Annotated in this window: 9 protein-coding genes and 1 tRNA gene; 4 read left to right on the forward strand and 6 right to left on the reverse strand. The window is 44.5% G+C overall.

The window, feature by feature from the left end; translation table 11 throughout:
• Positions 1-73: 73 nt before the first annotated feature.
• Positions 74-2,908, reverse strand: a complete 2,835-nt coding sequence (gene polA / locus VM932_RS02845; protein WP_326277054.1) for a DNA polymerase I — start codon at positions 2,906-2,908, stop codon at positions 74-76.
• Between the two features lie 200 nt (positions 2,909-3,108).
• Positions 3,109-4,110, reverse strand: coding sequence for an isoaspartyl peptidase/L-asparaginase family protein (locus VM932_RS02850; protein ID WP_326277055.1), 1,002 nt, complete (start codon positions 4,108-4,110; stop codon positions 3,109-3,111).
• Positions 4,111-4,150: 40 nt separating this feature from the next.
• On the opposite strand from VM932_RS02850, the gene VM932_RS02855 reads away from it, so the two are divergent.
• Together VM932_RS02855 and VM932_RS02860 are read left to right on the forward strand one after the other, a co-directional pair.
• Positions 4,151-4,870 (forward strand): copper homeostasis protein CutC, encoded by a 720-nt coding sequence (locus tag VM932_RS02855; protein WP_326277056.1) that lies wholly within the window; start codon positions 4,151-4,153, stop codon positions 4,868-4,870.
• 54 nt (positions 4,871-4,924) lie between these two features.
• A complete protein-coding gene (locus VM932_RS02860) occupies positions 4,925-6,160 on the forward strand; it encodes a metallophosphoesterase (protein WP_326277057.1) in 1,236 nt (411 codons plus the stop codon).
• 43 nt (positions 6,161-6,203) lie between these two features.
• Here VM932_RS02860 and VM932_RS02865 read toward each other — a convergent pair whose 3' ends face one another.
• Positions 6,204-6,665, reverse strand: a complete 462-nt coding sequence (locus VM932_RS02865) for a CBS domain-containing protein (RefSeq protein WP_326277058.1) — start codon at positions 6,663-6,665, stop codon at positions 6,204-6,206.
• Positions 6,666-6,931: 266 nt separating this feature from the next.
• Between VM932_RS02865 and VM932_RS02870 the strand changes: the two genes are divergently transcribed.
• Positions 6,932-7,231 (forward strand): thioredoxin family protein, encoded by a 300-nt coding sequence (locus VM932_RS02870; protein ID WP_163625372.1) that lies wholly within the window; start codon positions 6,932-6,934, stop codon positions 7,229-7,231.
• Positions 7,232-7,418: 187 nt separating this feature from the next.
• On the opposite strand, the gene VM932_RS02875 is transcribed toward VM932_RS02870, so the two are convergent.
• Positions 7,419-10,751, reverse strand: coding sequence for a glycosyltransferase family 117 protein (locus tag VM932_RS02875; protein WP_326277059.1), 3,333 nt, complete (start codon positions 10,749-10,751; stop codon positions 7,419-7,421).
• A 170-nt stretch (positions 10,752-10,921) separates the two neighbouring features.
• On the opposite strand from VM932_RS02875, the gene VM932_RS02880 reads away from it, so the two are divergent.
• A tRNA-Gln gene (locus VM932_RS02880) sits at positions 10,922-10,993 on the forward strand.
• Between the two features lie 57 nt (positions 10,994-11,050).
• Here VM932_RS02880 and VM932_RS02885 read toward each other — a convergent pair.
• Entirely contained in the window at positions 11,051-11,656 is a 606-nt protein-coding gene (locus tag VM932_RS02885) for a YkgJ family cysteine cluster protein (RefSeq protein ID WP_326277060.1), read from the reverse strand.
• 171 nt (positions 11,657-11,827) lie between these two features.
• Positions 11,828-14,305, reverse strand: coding sequence for a PA14 domain-containing protein (locus VM932_RS02890; RefSeq protein ID WP_326277061.1), 2,478 nt, complete (start codon positions 14,303-14,305; stop codon positions 11,828-11,830).
• Between the last annotated feature and the right edge of the window lie 207 nt (positions 14,306-14,512).

Below are 14,512 nucleotides of genomic sequence, written 5' to 3' on the forward strand. Positions count from 1 at the left end.
ACCGTCATGATTTGGTGTAGATATACACCATAAATGAATCGATTTTGGTATCCGAGAATTTATTTATCAATCATCAATGCGCCTCCAACCAATTCTCACCAATGCCCACTTCCACATCCAGTGGCACGGAGAGTTTATAGGCGTTCTCCATTTCGGATTTAATGAGTTTTTTCATTTCCTCCAACTCCGGTTTGTAGCAATCGAACACCAATTCATCATGTACCTGCAGCAACATTTTGGTCTTGTATTTTCCTTCGGAAAGTTTTTTATGGATGTTGATCATCGCAATCTTAATAATGTCCGCCGCACTTCCTTGGATGGGGGCGTTCACCGCGTTGCGTTCCGCTGCACCGCGCACCACTTGGTTGCCTGCATTGATATCCTTTAAATAGCGGCGGCGACCCAAGACGGTTTGTACATAACCGTGCTCCCGGGCAAAATCTATCTGCTCGCTCATGTAATTGCGCAATTTCGGGTAGGTCTTGTAATAGGTTTCAATGAGCTCCTTGGCCTCGGTCCGGCTCAAATCCGTTTGGTTGCTCAACCCAAAGGCCGAAACCCCGTAGATGATCCCAAAATTTACCGTTTTGGCATTGCTACGCTGCTCGCGGGTTACTTGGTCAATCGGTACGTTGAACACTTTGGAGGCGGTGGAAGCGTGAATGTCCTCCCCATTTTTAAAGGCGGAGATCATGGTGTCCTCCTCGCTCAATGCTGCAATAATGCGCAATTCAATTTGGGAGTAGTCCGCAGCCAACAATACATAGTTTTCATCCCGTGGGATAAAAGCCTTTCGTACCTGTCGTCCACGCTCCGTCCGGATGGGGATATTCTGTAAGTTCGGATTGTTACTGCTCAAACGGCCCGTAGCGGCTACGGTCTGCATATAATCCGTGTGTACTCGACCTGTTTTTTGTTGCACCTCGTTGGGCAACGCATCCACGTAGGTGCTTTTTAGTTTGGCCAATCCACGGTAGTCCAGCACATTCTGAATAATATCGTGATCCTTGGCCAGGTAGGAGAGCACATCTTCCGAAGTGGAAAACTGTCCTGTTTTGGTCTTTTTGGGCTTGTCCACCAGCTTCAGTTTGCCAAAAAGGATGTCGCCCAATTGTTTGGGGGAGGCAATATTGAATTCCTCACCGGCATCTTCATAGATTTTCTTTTCCAAATCGGCAATATCCGTTTCAAGGGCAACCGAAAGGTCATTTAGATATTCCTTATCCAAATTGATGCCTTCCAATTCCATATCAGCAAGCACACGAACCAACGGAATTTCGATGTCATCAAACAATTTATCGGTATGTGCCTCTTTTAGCTCTGGGGTGAATTTTAAACCCAGTTGGAAAGTGATATCGGCATCTTCCACCGCATACTCCGTTTGTTTTTCCAAAGGAACCTCTCGCATGCTGAGCTGGTTCTTGCCTTTTTTGCCAATGAGCTCCGTAATGGAAATGGGTGTATAGTTGAGGTAGGTTTCCGCGAGCACATCCATATTGTGGCGCATATCGGGGTTGATGAGGTAGTGGGCCAACATGGTATCGAACAACTTGCCTTTCACCTCCACGCCATAGTTTTGCATTACTTTGATGTCGTACTTCAGGTTTTGCCCCACTTTTTCAATGGTTTCCGATTCAAAGAAGGGACGTAATTTTTCAATCAGTGGTTTTGCATCATTTTGATTATCGGGGAAAGGCACATAAAACCCTTTGCCTGGCGACCAACTAAACGCAACTCCCACTAATTCTGCTTCCAACGGATTCAGGGAAGTGGTCTCGGTATCAAAACAGACGGAAGTTTGTTTCATCAAGGTTTCAAGGAACAGTTCCATGCCCAATCCATCTTGCACATGCTGATAAAAGTGGGGGACATCGGCAATGGTTTTTCGGCTGTTCACATCCTTGATGGTGGCCGCAGCTTCTGATGGATCGCCGCCAAACAACGTAAACTGACCGCTTCCGGCCACTTTGGCCTCTTCCTTGGCCGTTTTGGTATTGGTCACTTGGGTGCTGGCTTCCGCCTCGCCCGTAAATATTTTGATGAATTGGTCTTTGAGCCTACGGAATTCCAGTTCTTCGAAGATTTCCTGTACTTTTTCCGCATCGGGCGGACACATTTCGTAATCCTCCGCGTGAAATTGCACTTCGCAATCGGTTTTGATCTCTGCCAATTTTCGTGAAAGTCGGCCCAGTTCGGCATTTTCTTCCACTTTTTCCTTCATTTTGCCCTTGAGCTGGTCGGTATTGCTCAACAGCCCTTCCATGGAATCGAATTGATCCAAGAACTTTTTGGCGGTCTTATCGCCCACACCGGGCAGTCCGGGAATATTGTCACTTGCATCGCCCATCATTCCCAAATAGTCGATTACCTGCTCTGGACGTTTTACGCCGAAGCGTTTTTGTACTTCGGGAATGCCCCAAATTTCGATACCGTTGCCCATTCTGGCGGGGCGGTACATAAAAATGTTCTCGCTCACCAACTGCCCAAAATCTTTGTCGGGCGTTACCATAAATACTTTGTAATTCTCTTTTTCGGCCTGTTTGGCCAAGGTTCCGATAAGGTCATCGGCTTCATAGCCCTCCAATTCCACCACGGGAATCTTCATGGCCTCCAAAATTTGTTGGATGTATGGCACCGCAATGCGGATGGCATCTGGAGTTTCGTCACGGTTAGCTTTGTATGCTTCAAACATTTCGGTGCGCTCTACACTTCCCCCTTTGTCAAAAGCCACGGCTAAATGGTCGGGCTCTTCGCGTTTGATCACATCAAACAGGGAATTCATGAACCCCATAATCGCAGAGGTGTCCATTCCTTTGGAGTTGATTCTCGGGTTTTTTATCAAGGCATAATAACCACGGAATATAAGTGCGTAGGCATCGAGTAAAAAAAGTCGTTTTTGTTCGGACATGTATTTTTAGTTGTCAATTATCAATGTTCAATAAACAATAAGCAGTTACCAAAAATGGTGGGGATTAAAAGTACGAATTGCTGTTTAAAATGAGCCAAGAATCAAGAGCCAAGAATCAAGACGTCTTTGTTCTTAATATCTAAAAAGCGCAGCGGTCTTTTATTTAACATCTATCGGTCCAGCAGTCTCAGATTTAAAGGCTATTCATAAAAACTGGTCACCTCTCGGTTCTCGTGCCCATTGTCGGAATACTCCCGATAGGTAAATCCGGGATGCACGCAGTAGCCACCCGTTTCCCCATTTTTATTGATGGCCAAAAACCCGATTTGGAAATCTTTTCGGGCCTTATTTTTTTGCATAATGCGTTTTACACCTTCTTCGCAGGCTTTTTGCGGACTTTTTCCTTGCCGCATGAGCTCCACGATCAAAAAGCTGCCCACGGTACGTATCACTTCTTCGCCTACACCTGTCGCAGTGGCGCCGCCCACTTCGTTATCAATAAAAAGTCCGGCGCCAATAATGGGGGAGTCCCCAACGCGTCCTGCTACTTTGTAGGCCATTCCACTTGTGGTGCAAGCCCCGGAAATATCACCATTTTCATCAATGGCGAGCATTCCAATGGTATCGTGGTTTTCTATATTGATGGTGGTCTCATATTTGGAGGTCTTCAACCACTCTTCGTATTGTTTTCTTGTGCTTTCGGTCAATAGATCTTCTTTTTTGAAGCCTTGCTCATAAGCAAATTTCTCCGCGCCTTTGCCCGCCAAGATAATGTGTGGGGTTTCCTCCATCACCTTTCTGGCCACGGAAACAGGGTGTACAATATTTTGCAAGCAGACCACCGAGCCGCAATTGCCATCCTTGTCCATAATGCAGGCATCCAGCGTAACATTGCCATCACGGTCCGGTCGGCCACCTTTGCCCACCGTTTCGTTGGTTTCGTCGGCTTCTTCTACCATTACACCCTGTTCCACGGCGTCCAGGGCATTACCGCCCGACTTTAAGACCTCCCAAGCCTTCTCCGTAGCATTGAAAAAGTTCCAAGTACAGACCACAATGGGTTTTATGGGATTGGGAGTTGGAATTGCCGCAGCGGAAGCTGCTTCGGGCTTTGGCTTGGTTTTACAGGCGACCAAAGTAGAGGCGGAAACCAGTCCGGCTGCGGAGAGGCTGGAATTTTTGAGAAATTTGCGTCGTTCCATGCGATGGTATGTTTAATTTTAAGGGCCATAAATATACAATATGCTAGTAGAAGTTTGTGCCAATTCCCTGGAATCGGCAAGGAATGCCGAAAGGGCAGGGGCGAATCGAATTGAACTTTGTTCGGAACTCGGGGTAGGGGGCATTACGCCATCCGCTGGATTGATCCAATCGGTTAAAAGGGAGTTGAATATTCCCGTTCATGTGCTTATTCGTCCAAGGAGCGGGCATTTTACCTATTCCAATGCCGAGTTCGAGGTGATGAAAGCCGATATCTTGGCGTGCAAGGCTTTGGGTGCGCAGGGTATTGTCTCTGGAATTTTGATGGAAGATTTTTCTGTGGATGTGGAAAGAACCAAAGCGTTGGTGGATTTGGCAAAGCCAATGCATTTTACCTTTCATCGCGCGTTTGATTGGGTGGCGGAACCTTTGGAGGCCATCAAACAGCTTGATGGACTTGGGGTACAGGCCATTTTAACCTCCGGAGGGGAGATGTCAGCGGAAAAAGGAATCAATCACTTGAGGTTATGGCAGCAAAATACCACCATGACCATCATGGCAGGTGGAGGTGTGTCTCCCAAGAATGCATCGGATTTCAAGGATGTCGGACTTAGTGCCATCCATTGCTCGGGGACTTCCTTCGGACATCATGTGGCGTTAGAAGGTAAAATCAGTATGAACTCTGCAAAACATTTGGGGGAAGATGAAGTGGCAGTTTCCAATTTGGAAACCCTGGCCAGCATTGTTCGAGCCGTTAAATAAAATTAAAAAGCACTGCTTAATAGGAGATTAGCACTAATTTTGTAAAAAAATTGTATGTCCCGATTTATTGTTTTGGCAATCTTGTATGTGGTGCTGGCCGTTTATGGCTTTCAAGCATTCCGTACACTGTTCAAAAGTCCGTTGATGCAATGGGCTTATATTGTACTTTTTTTGGGTGCCTTGGTTTTTTTGACCATCAAAGTAATGACATACGATCCTGGCGATGGGTTTAAAGGTACCGCTGCCATTGCGGGAACCATATTTGCCTCATTCTTTTTATTGGCTTTGGTCTTGGGCTTCTTCCTTTTGTTGGAAGATGTGGTACGTGTGATTGGCTACGGGTATAACAAAATTGTTGGGGTTTCGGATACTGATGCAGGTTACTTCCCTTCGCGAAGAAAATTTATTAGCGGTATTGCCCTTGGCTTGGCTGCCTTGCCTTTTGGGGCTTTGCTGTATGGCATGTACCGTGGAAAATACAATTATCAAGTTTTAAAATACGAACTGGAGTTCGATGACCTTCCGGATGCCTTCCACAACTATCAGATTACACAGATTTCCGATGTGCACAGTGGTAGTTTTGACGATTATAAAAAAGTGGAATATGGGGTGAGTCTTATCAACGAACAAAAGAGCGATGTGATTTTCTTTACCGGTGATATCGTAAACAACCGTTCGGATGAGTTGGAACCGTGGAAAGAGGTGTTTTCCCGGTTGGATGCCAAGGATGGGGTGTTCTCCATTTTGGGCAACCACGATTATGGGGATTATGCCGTTTGGGATACGGAAGAAGAGAAGGCACAAAACTTGGAAGACCTCAAAGCCATGCAAAAGGAAATGGGCTTTGATTTGATTTTGAACTCCAATCGTTTTTTGGAGAAAGATGGCGATAAAATTGCCTTGGTCGGGGTGGAGAACTGGGGCCGCGGCGGATTTAAAAAAGCGGGCGACCTACAAAGGGCCAAAGCGGGCGTTTCCCAAGATGATTTTAAAATATTGCTGAGCCACGACCCATCGCATTGGGAAGATGTGGTGATCCACGATGATTACCATTTTCACCTGACCTTGAGCGGGCACACCCATGGCATGCAGTTTGGGGTTGAGATTCCTGGGTGGGTTAAATGGAGCCCTGTTAAGTGGCGTTACAAATATTGGGCGGGCATTTACAAGGAGTTGGACCAGTTTATCAATGTAAACCGAGGGTTTGGGTTTATTGGTTACCCTGGTCGTTTTGGCATTTGGCCCGAGATTTCGGTGATTACCTTGAAGAAAAAAGGTATGGCGGCTTAAACCCGATTTTATAGGTTTACAGAAAGTTTTTGACGAATTGCTATCATTTCCAGTTTTGGCCCTTTATTCCCATCGTAGCTTTTAAAATGTCTTTTTGGGATATTTGACCAACAAGTTTTCCGTTTTCCAAAATAGGGAAACGGCGCCTTCTGACTTCGAGGAACATTTTTGCGGCATCAAAGATGTTCATATTGCCATCAATGGTCTCCACATTTTTAATCATTCGAAGCTCTACCTTGCTGTGTTCCATGGGCAAATTGTAATACCTGCTGTCACTAATGTGCTTTATACAATCCCCTTCTGAAATGATGCCTATTAGCTCGTGCTTTTCGTTCACTACGGGCCCTCCAGAAATTTTGTGCCGTATCAAAGCTTCGATGACCTCCTCTATAGATTGGTCCGGCCTGAAGGTGATTAAGTCCCGAGTCATATAATCACTCACTTTTAGCGGTATTTCTTTTGGTATTTCCTTTACTTTTGGTTCTATATAATTCTTGATTCCCATATCCAATTTTTTAAGTCCTTAATTAAATATACTGAATTTCAGTGACTTAAAATCATAAAAATGTAAATTAACTGCTTTTGGAATATGGTTGTATGATGATTAAATTGTACTGTTTGCTGGAACAAATATTGGAATGGGACTTGGTAATAGGGTGCTATATGCCGGATGGTTCGAAGAGAATTTTCCATGGGCTGTAAGCTAAAGCATTGACCTGCTATAAAAACATTCACATTTTTTCTTACTTTTGATTGTAAACCTTAGAATACATGTCCAAATTTGGTGAACTTATAGATTTACAAGTCCCCGTATTGTTAGACTTTTATGCGGAATGGAACGAGGAGTCCACTTCCATGCACCCTGTTTTGAGTGATGTGGCCGCTGCCCTTGGTGATAAGGGAAAGGTTATAAAAATTGATGTGGACAAAAACAAGGAACTTTCGCAAGCACTCCGCATTAAGGGGTTGCCTACTTTAATGATCTACAAAAAAGGTGAGATGGTTTGGCGCCAAAGCGGTGAGCAGGACGCCAATACGCTCATAGGTATCCTAAACGAATACATCCAATAAAGAAAGAGGGCGAATTCTTAAAAGCGACAAAATTTTGATTTTGTCAGGTTGAGCCCTTTAACTATGTTCAGGATAAACTAAAGTCGAAACCCATTGATCGTCAAATTGACTTAGGTTCTCGACTGCCCGTCCGGCAGGCGGGCGCCCGAACTGACCGGTAACAAGCTTTTTAGCCTCTTTATGTTTTTTACTCTTCAGGAAGTGTAGAATCTGGAACACTTTCTATGGTGTCCAGCAGCATGGAATCTTCCATATCCGGGTCAAGGGGAAGTGGTTCGTCCAAACTCTCTTCTTCTTCATCCACAAACTGGGAGAACTTATCTATATACTCGTTAAAAATAACTGTTTCCGATTCGGCCAGTTCCTTGTCGTTGTTTTCGATTAGGATATCAATGTTCCTGCGGTATGCCTGCATATCGGATAGGATATCGTCAATTTTATCATATTGCTCATCCAAAGGAATGTTGGCATAGTACTCCAAATGTTCTTGATATACTTTTTTCAGTTTGCCGAACAACGCACGGGCCTTTTCGGTCTCGCCAACTTTGTAGTACCCATCTACAAATGGTTCCACAAAGGCATAAAAGCCATAATGATCTACTGGCATATTGTCCATGGCAATGTTGATCACGTCCTTGGCCTTGTCTATTTTGTTTTCTTCGATAAGGGTTTCCATCAAACGGGCCAAATTGCTCCTAAAGGATAGCCCTTGGGAGCGCGTTTGTGGGTCGTGGTAGATTTCATCGCTTCCGGCGTTGCCCCAATCCCAATCCTTTACAATGTCGTACATCAATTCGGAATCGATGCGACCCATTTCAAAGGAGTTTCGGTTCGGGGTTTTGATGGGCACCAATTTGTACACCAGGCCATCCAGTTGCAGATAATCCTTCATCCAAATGTACTCGGCGCTGTCAAAACTACCTCCAGAGAAATAGATGGGACGTTTCCAATCGTTGTTGGCAATCAAATCCAACATCAGTATTCTGTTTTTTGGAAGTGCGCTCTTTGGCAGGTCAATATCGATATAATCCACAATAAGGGCGGAATCCTTTTCCTTGACCAAGCCGCTTTCCAGTACATTTTTCTTGTTGACCGGAATCCTGATTTTATTGGTGGGATAGTACACAATGTCCAAGGTGCTTTCCGAGTAGTTGCTCAAATCGGCACCTTGATTGGTTAAAATATGTCTGAACTTGGTTTGGGGCTTATCGCTCCCGATCCAGTTCATAAAATCCTTGATGTTCCATCGGTTTTCGGTAATGCCTTGATAGTAAACCGCATCCCGGGTTCCATAGCTATACTTGTCATGGGTCAATTGTGAAGGGATGGGATCACTTTCGTAGGCTTTACGTTTCATTTGGTCTATGTACCAATCGGTGGCAAAAAGGCTGGTGTTTACCACACGAACATCGGTTCTATAGTTTTCAATCTCCTGCACGTACCAAATCGGGAAGGTATCGTTGTCCCCAATAGTGAACAGAATCGCCCCTGCATCCTCTTGGCAGGAGTCGAGATAGGCTTTAGCAGTGGCCGGGGCGGTGTATCGGTCAGATCTATCGTGATCGTCCCAGTTTTGGAAGGCCATCAACAGGGGTACGGCCAATAGACACAAGGTTGTAATGGCTGGTGCCGCAATTTTTGCAGAAATCAGTTTTTTAAATTCTTCAAAGAGTCCATAGACCCCAATGCCAATCCAAATACAGAAAATGTAGAAAGATCCCACTAAGGAATAATCCCTTTCCCTAGGTTGGAAGATGTAGGGGTTGGTGTAAAACTGAATCGCCAGACCCGTAAATATAAAGAATACGAACAATACCCAGAACTGTTTCGGGTTTTTGGATATCTGGAACACAATGCCCAAAATTCCGAGCAGCAACGGAAGGAAGAAATAGGTGTTGCGTCCTTTGTTGTTTTCCCAGTCGCTGGGGAGGTTTTCTTGGCTTCCCAACCTAATGCTGTCAATAAAATTGATACCGCTGAGCCAGTTTCCATTTTCATCGTACCTACCCTGTACATCGTTTTGCTTTCCGACAAAATTCCACATAAAGTAGCGCATGTACATATAACTGAACTGGAAATCGAAAAGATACTCTAGGTTTTGCCCCAATGTTGGAGGGTCCACCTCAATATACTGGCCAAATTCCCGTAAAAATCGGATGTATTGTTCAGTGTCCAGCTCCCCTTGGGAGTATGCGGTTTTAAATTGGTTTACGGCATCCCTGAGTTCGTTGTTTGAGATGTATTCCGATTTTATCCTAAATTCCAGCGCACCAAAATAGCGCATGTAATTTTCTGCATGTTGGTCGCTCCACATTCTGGGCAAAATGCCCACATGCTTTTCGTTGGGCCCGGGCAAGGCACCTTTGTAGTGGTTTACAATAACATATTTGCCCAGTTCCAGATCTTTTTCATATTTGGGACTGTCATCCCTATCTTCTCCAGCGGGAGCAAAGGTATCCGAATAATAAGCGCCATAAACGGGACTGTCCACACCGGGATATTGTTCCCTGTTGTAGTAGGCCAAAAGGGCCCTTGCATCGGCAGGGTTGTTTTCGTTGACCACGGTTTTGGCGTTTGCACGAATGGGAAGCATCAACCAAGACGAGAATCCAAGAAAAAGGAACATGAGGCAAAGTACCACGATGTTTGCATTGTAGTAATTATGTTTTCGGGTATATTTCAAACCAAAATAGAAGGCGGCAACAAATAGGAGTCCCATAATAATGGAACCTGAGTTGAACGGGAGGCCAATCTGATTGATAAAGAAAACCTCGCTCCAGCCAAAAAGCTCCAATACATAGGTCAAAGAGAATTTGTAAACCAGAATGAGCACCGCCACCACTGCAATATTGGCCAATAAAAAGTTCTTTACCGTTGTGGTCTTGTACTTTTTAAAGTAATAGAGCAAACCTATTGATGGAATGGCCAAAAAGCCCATAAACTGGATTCCGAAGGTAAGGCCGATCACAAAACAGATAAGCATAAGCCAACGGTGGCCCCTGGGGTCGCCCAAGTTGTCGGTCCACTTTAAGCCCAGCCAGAGCAACAGGGCCATAATTAAACTGGCCATAGCGTATACTTCGGTCTCTACGGCATTGAACCAAAAACTATCTGAAAAAGTAAAGGCAAGCGCCCCAACAAGTCCGCTTCCAAAAACAGCAATGGCTTTGCTATTGGTCATTTTACTCTTTTTGGAAACCAATTTCCCGACCAAACTGGTAATGGTCCAGAAAGTGAACAATACGGCAAATGCACTCGAAACAACGGAGACTGCATTAACCATAAGGGCTATTTTGGTTACATCGCCAAAGGCAAACATGGCAAAGAAAGCCCCTATCATTTGCAACAATGGTGCCCCTGGTGGGTGGCCAACCTGCAATTTTGCCGAAGTGGAAATATATTCCCCTGCATCCCAAAAACTTCCTGTGGGTTCAACGGTCAGGGCATAAACTATAAACGCGATGGCGAAGGAAACCCACCCAAGGATGGTATCCCATTTTTTGAAGTCTTTTGCAAACATAGAGTTGGTTATTAACCGAATTGTGGCGAATTTAGTAAATCTAGAACAGATGCCTAACCCTTTTTGGAAAACCTTTAACACCCTTGTTCAAGAAAAATAGGGTGCATTCTTGTGAAAAATATTTGTTGAAACCAAAGTTTGTTATAAATTTGCACGCTCAAATACGGTACTGGCCTATGGTGTAATTGGTAACACAGCTGATTTTGGTTCAGTCGTTCAAGGTTCGAGTCCTTGTAGGCCAACAGAAAGCCTCTTAAATCAATGATTTAAGGGGCTTGTTTTTTTAATGCAGGATTCTTTTAAACACACTCCCTGTCCAAACTGGGAACAGGTCTGTATGTATAATATTGTAAAACTTCCTCCAAAGCCATTTTAAGGGCTTTGTTTATGGGCATTGTTTTGGAGCCCAATTGAAAATCGATTTGGCTCAATTGCATGTAATAGTCTGTAAAGACGGGGATATGCATTATTTCTTTTAAAATAGCCTCGGATACAACCAGATAGTTATCGGTCTGCTCTTCTTTGATGGTTTTACAGGTTACCAATCGTAAATTGCCATATTTGTCCCTGTTCGCGGCGTAGCCAAATAATCTGCATATTAAGCCTCTATGGCGGTAACTCCCACAATGGCCTTTACCTATAATGGAAACAGGTGTCAGTATAAAGCAGGACATGGTCGGATACTTATTGATGCTTGTAAGTGCATCCTCCGCTTTGCCAGATAAAAATAGATGAAATGCCCAAGGTAAAAACTCCAAAGGAGAAGCTTCAATATTAGGGTAAGTACAACATTTTCCACAACCCGAAACACAGCCAATTCCAGATGCTTCTTGAAATTGAAGGGTTTCTTTCTCCAATTGATCAAATAACTTTTCAACCAATTGAACTTTATTTTCCAGTGTCATTATTCTTTACCGAAAGTATGTTTTATTTCGATACATGGGCAGCATATTTTCAATTGAATTTTTGATGCCACCTTGTGGCGGGAAATACCAATGGAAAAACTTCCAACTTGAAGCAATTACAACAATTGTGAATTACCTACAAGGGACATTTATGAGGTTTTAGGCAATGCGCTAGTTGCTGTTCACGCGGTAAGTTACCCCTCGGTTGGTGATGACTCTTCCTGTTTTTACGGTTAAAGATGCCTCGTCCGAAGTAATTGGGTTGCAGCTTCCGGTACTGTTGGAGGCAAGTACGCGGAAGATATATCCATTTTTAGAGGTGTCCGGCGAGTTTACACTGAGGTTTGCTGTTTGCGTTCCCGAATATTCAGTTCCATCCATTATAGGGGTAAAATTACTGCCTCCATCTGTGCTTACTTCCCATTGATAGGTATCTACGTTGATAGCTGTAACCGAAAAACCTCCATTATTGCCCATAACAACTGTTTGATCTGTGGGTTGGGATGATATGGTGAATGGTGTTATCGTAATGGTCTGCTCCACATCGGTGGTGTTTCCGGCCCTATCCGTAATCCTATATGTACGAGTAATGATTTCGGGCTTGCTTCCCCCATCGCTAACCTCACTCACAAAAGTCACCGTTGGATTTGGATCGCAATCATCAGCTTCATCTGTTATTACGGTTACATCCGGTGTAGGAATATCAGCCGAACAATTTACCGCTATTGGATCTGGGGCACTTGCTGTAGGTGCTGTTGTCTCTACAGTGATCATTGTCGTAGCTGCCAAGTCTGGATGAGTGGGGTCGCCGGGCATACCTCCATATTCCACCAAATATCCTTTTGGTTGATAGTCTCCGCTGGCAGCTCCTGTGTTGGAAAGGTCGTTCCAAGACCCGGGCAAGCCAACTCCTGGGGCGGTGATGTGGGCATAATCCTCGTCTCCTGATTGATTGGGCTCACCGGAATTCCAATATTCATACCCAAAAGCGGTTCCGCCGCGGGTTCCCCTCCAGAACAAGGTTCCTGCTTCAGGGCCGGTTACCCAGTACCAATCTCCTTCGGTTGTGGCATCACTTGCCCCGATCCAACCCGCTCCCGGTGCTTGTGAACCCAACAGGTCCGATTCGTCTTGACTGGAAATGGTGGCCAAATAGCCTTGGAGCCCATAAAATGTTCTTAAGGCTGCGGCATCTCGGGCAGCGGTCCAAGTAATTCCTATGGAAGGGACATACTCATAATAGTGCCCTGTCGATTCCAAATAGTTGGTCTCGTTCATAACTATGGAAAATGTTCTTGTGTCTCCACTGCTTACGGTGGCCGTAGTTTGGAAAACTACAGCGCCAATGGCTGCCTCAAATTCGGCCAAGGTAGCCGGTCCTTCCAAGAACAACCTTCCTTCGGAAGTGTCATAGCTGGCCGTTATGTTGGGGTGTGTTCCCGTTAAGCTCAGAACATCGCCTGAAACATCGTAATTTGAAGTAACCTGTACATAAACACCGTCCAACGTGCTGCTGTCAGCGTCAGAAATATCTATACTTTCAACAACAGAAATCGTATCGCCGGGACAATAAATTTGGTCTCCCGTAGCAGTAATGGATGGTGGTTCGTTATCTTCAAAAGTATCATCTACACTACAATTTGAGTATAGTTTTGAAAATGGGACATTTTGTTTGGACAAGGAAGGGCCTTGATATTGTACATTCAGTGTTTCACCTCCCCCGTTTTCAAAAAAAAGAATGGTAATATCGTGCAGTCCAGTGGTCAGCGAAATGTTGCCAGACCTTTCCTGTGTGCCATGGTTTCCGTCATTGTCAACCACTTCGGTTCCATCAATAAAAAGCTTGGAGCCGTCGTCCGATGATGTAAAAAAGGTATACGAACCTTCCGTATCGATTTGAATGTAGCCCGAATATCGAATACTGAAATCGTCGGCATCTCCGGGGTCTTCTTGGTTTTGTAGTGCATCAACATTAAAGCTGGTAAAAGTCCCGGCTCCCTGATAACCCGTTGTGGGAATATTGTCCGTGGTGTACCCGGAAGGTGCACTATCATAAAATTCAAAATCAATTTCACCATTACATAGGTCCAAAACTCCATTCACGGTCAAATTGTCCAAATAATATCGTTCGTTGCCTGAATCATTGTACATTCTTACCCTGATTTCCAAAGTGGAGCCCGTTGAGGGGAGGTTAACCGTGTACGAGGTGTCCAATGGGTCCGAAGTAGCCCCGGAAGCATCTTCAAACTTTACCCACGAACCTCCATCAATACGATATTCCCCAATAAAATAGTCTGAGTTTTCAAATCGATTGGCCTGAAAAACCGTAGCGTTCATGCTAAAATCCACGGCGGTGTACCCATATATATTTATAGGCCCTGTTTGAAAAATACTTTCAGTGCCCAGATTTTTGCCTTCAAGTCCGTTGTCAATGACCCTTAACCTTCCGGGGTTGTTGGAAGACCAATTTGTATTGGACGGGCCTGTGGCCGTTCCGTTGGAAGTTTCATCGGGATAGGAGAAGCTTTCGCTCCAAATAGTGGTTTGGGAAAATGAAAGAAATGTTCCCAGTAGGAAAAATGCAATGATCAGCATCCATCCATTCGGAAAATGATTCATCTTCTTATCGAAGAAAGAGGTTGTGCCCATGTACTTTAATTGATTGTACTGCAAAATTAGCGGGGGTTCTCTAGCTTCAAAATATTTGTTGTGAAAGGGGGTGAAACGAATGTTAACCCTATATTAATGTAGGGATTGTTGTTGTTACGTTTGTAAATTACCCCTGTAAATGGCATTCATGTTCTATGGGATTATTGGGAAGTCGGTCATTTATAAATTATTGTAATGCACTGAAAA

This window comes from Flagellimonas halotolerans (assembly GCF_035818535.1).
Taxonomy (GTDB): Bacteria; Bacteroidota; Bacteroidia; order Flavobacteriales; family Flavobacteriaceae; genus Flagellimonas; species Flagellimonas halotolerans.

What these genes read in the sequence shown, in the direction of transcription:
- polA (WP_326277054.1), bottom strand. Translation starts at nt 2,908, where the DNA reads ATGTCCGAACAAAAACGACTTTTTTTACTCGATGCCTACGCACTTATA.
- VM932_RS02850 (WP_326277055.1), bottom strand. Translation starts at nt 4,110, where the DNA reads ATGGAACGACGCAAATTTCTCAAAAATTCCAGCCTCTCCGCAGCCGGA.
- VM932_RS02855 (WP_326277056.1), top strand. Translation starts at nt 4,151, where the DNA reads ATGCTAGTAGAAGTTTGTGCCAATTCCCTGGAATCGGCAAGGAATGCC.
- VM932_RS02860 (WP_326277057.1), top strand. Translation starts at nt 4,925, where the DNA reads ATGTCCCGATTTATTGTTTTGGCAATCTTGTATGTGGTGCTGGCCGTT.
- VM932_RS02865 (WP_326277058.1), bottom strand. Translation starts at nt 6,665, where the DNA reads ATGGGAATCAAGAATTATATAGAACCAAAAGTAAAGGAAATACCAAAA.
- VM932_RS02870 (WP_163625372.1), top strand. Translation starts at nt 6,932, where the DNA reads ATGTCCAAATTTGGTGAACTTATAGATTTACAAGTCCCCGTATTGTTA.
- VM932_RS02875 (WP_326277059.1), bottom strand. Translation starts at nt 10,751, where the DNA reads ATGTTTGCAAAAGACTTCAAAAAATGGGATACCATCCTTGGGTGGGTT.
- VM932_RS02885 (WP_326277060.1), bottom strand. Translation starts at nt 11,656, where the DNA reads ATGACACTGGAAAATAAAGTTCAATTGGTTGAAAAGTTATTTGATCAA.
- VM932_RS02890 (WP_326277061.1), bottom strand. Translation starts at nt 14,305, where the DNA reads ATGGGCACAACCTCTTTCTTCGATAAGAAGATGAATCATTTTCCGAAT.